This window comes from Sphingobium sp. FW306-1B-F04DB (assembly GCF_058781925.1).
The window spans coordinates 1-2,576 of sequence record NZ_JBYSXE010000105.1; the positions used below are offsets into that span (position 1 = coordinate 1).

General features: G+C 59.7%; 2 protein-coding genes and 2 pseudogenes. All 4 read right to left on the reverse strand.

Translation table 11 applies throughout. The features are described 5' to 3' along the window. Positions 1 to 151: pseudogene (locus AC3WJD_RS21830) on the reverse strand (IS3 family transposase); the annotation flags it as partial. Then, positions 152 to 1,519, reverse strand: coding sequence for an IS110 family RNA-guided transposase (locus AC3WJD_RS21835; RefSeq protein WP_492748933.1), 1,368 nt, complete (start codon positions 1,517 to 1,519; stop codon positions 152 to 154). Between the two features lie 212 nt (positions 1,520 to 1,731). Continuing rightward, positions 1,732 to 2,001 (reverse strand): annotated as a pseudogene (locus AC3WJD_RS21840) (transposase); the annotation flags it as partial. 54 nt (positions 2,002 to 2,055) lie between these two features. Next, entirely contained in the window at positions 2,056 to 2,322 is a 267-nt protein-coding gene (locus AC3WJD_RS21845; RefSeq protein ID WP_492748935.1) for a VOC family protein, read from the reverse strand. Positions 2,323 to 2,576: the final 254 nt, after the last annotated feature.

Consider the following 2,576-nt stretch of genomic DNA (forward strand, 5'->3'; position numbering starts at 1 on the left):
GGACGCTGGGCGCGCGCACCAGCCAAGCATGGAAGCCACTGCGCGAGACCCCGAGCGCCCCGCAAAGCCACGATACCGGCCATATCCCTCGGTGCTTCGCGATGAAGGCGAACCTCATATCGAGTCCTTCGCGAAGTAGGCCGCGGCTTTCCTAAGAAACAGCCATTTTAGGCTCGGACGGCAACTCCTGGAGTGAGAAGCCGAAGGCTTTGGCACGACGTTGCAGGTTTCCGATCACCCGGCTGCGGTACCGTTCCTCATATTGTGTGGCGCCGGGATCATGATACGCCATGCCGTAGCGCAGGCTGTTGTAGAACAGGACGGCGATTTTGCGCGCGGTTGCGGTTACCGCCTTGGCCTTTCCTGCGCGCGCCGACAGTCTGCGGTAAAAGGCGCCGAGCGCGGTGTCGCTCCGGCCTATTGTGGTTGCGGCCAGGCGCAGGAGTGCCGCGGCGCGGCTCGACGATCGTCGGGTTTTCGATGACAGCAATTTGCCGCCCGATATCTTGTTGCCCGGTGCCAGACACAACCAGGAGGTAAAATGCTTTGAACTGGGCCATTCCGCGAGGTCAGTGCCGCACTCACCGACGAGCTTGAGCGCCAGGGAAGGGCCGATTCCGTGGATCTGCGTCAGGTCAACACCCAGCACGCGATAAAGCGCGGAACGGACCTCGAAGTCAGGCGTGTTCACCTGCCTGGTTTTGGTCCGGACTTTGGGAAGGCAGGAGATATCGTGCCCCTTGCCGATCTCAAGCGCCTTTAGCGCGACCTCCAGCTTCCGATCACATTCGAGGATTTTGGTCTGGTAAAAGTCGTACAGCGCCAGGGACTGGCAAAGCGCGAAGATGTGCTCGTCCCGCCAGTTCCCTGACAAGGCTGCACAGATTTTCTCCACGGACGCATGGCACCGGATGTCGCGCATTTCCGCCAGCGTGTTGGGCGTACGTTCCCCGGCCGCAATGGCCCTGATAATCCGCATGCCCGTTACGCCGGTAATGTCCGAGACGACGTGATGGAGTTGCACATTCATCTCCATCAGCGCCTTCTGCATGTGCTGGATGTGCGAGGCGGTATATTCGATCAATCGCTCGCGCTGCCGTAAATAGGCCCGCAACGTCGCGACGCTCGCCTCTGGGCGGAAGCTACCGCGCAATAGCCCGTAACTGTGCAAGCGTTGCAACCACGCCGCATCGCTGACGTCGGTTTTGCGGCCCGGTACGTTCTTGGCGTATCGCGCATTGACCAGGATGACGTGAAAGCCGTGCCCTTCCAGCACTTCATAGGCCGGAATCCAGTATACACCGGTGGATTCCATCGCCACGCTCGTCACGCCACATGCTTTGAACCAGCGAGCCATGTCGTGCAAATCACCGGTGAATGTGCCAAATGCCCGCACCGGATTATCGTCGGCATTCGGAGTGATGGCCGCCATGTGCATGGTCGCACCAATGTCGATGGCGGCCGCGCCAGGGTTGACCATAGACAATGCATCCGCGCCCAGGGATTTTGCTCTCGTCATTCCACGTCCTCCTTCAAATCGGGAGGGTGTGGGCGATGCAAACCGTCATTTTCCTAACCGGGATCGTCGCGGTGCGACGTCACCACTCTCAAGTACGCAAATGCCCACGGGCCACGTTTTTTAACGGGGTATCACGCCTCCAATAAGCTATCGGCCGCGACCCTCCCGGTCCCTTCATACCATGACCCGTTTCTACCGCGCACAGGCGGGCTCAGCCGGCGACGGTTTTTTAGGATGTCGCGCTCAGCCTTCAGCTTGGCGACCTCGCGGCGAAGCCGCTCTATCTCGAGCTGCTCCGGCTTCATCTGGCCGTGCCCCGGAAACGCCGATCCCGGATCGGCATCGTGATCGCGGACCCATTTACGCAATACGTTGATGTGCAGATCCAGATCGCGCGCGGCCTGCGCCATCGATACGCCCCGCTCGCGAACCAGCTTTACCGCCTCGACCTTGAACTCCCGACTGAACTTCCTTCGTTGCATTCATGCCCTCCGATTCCAAAGACACATCTTGGTGTCCACGAAACCGGCAGCAGCTCACAGCGCCGCCTCATAAGCCGCGCGAACCGCTGCCTTGGTTTCCGCCATGAACGCAGCCATCCAGCCGTTGCCATGTTCAGCGGGGCTGAGGTCGAACGGCTGACCTACCCACAGCATCGGATAATGTTCGCCGGATTTGCGCCACATCGCCCATGTTGCCCACGGGCTGTCGCCTCGTTGAATGCCCAGGGGGGCGAACACGGCATCATAGAAACGAACCGCGCGCTCCAGATCGTTGGTTCCGATCGTAACATGGCTCAGCATCGCGTGTCTCCCCACGCACTATCTCACCCGGGGGAGAAGCATTCACGTCCGGAAAATGCGTAAGGGAATTCTGTCATACCGCGTACGCAACAAAACGCACGTTGTCTCTCGCCTTTAATGTGAAGCTGAACGACCGGCAGCATGCGGGATTTGCAAGTGATCATCGGAATGACCGAGATGGCGAAGGATTTCGGGCGCATAAGCGTACGAAATCCTTACATGCAGGAACCCGCGATCCGCGTTCTCTGCGCTAT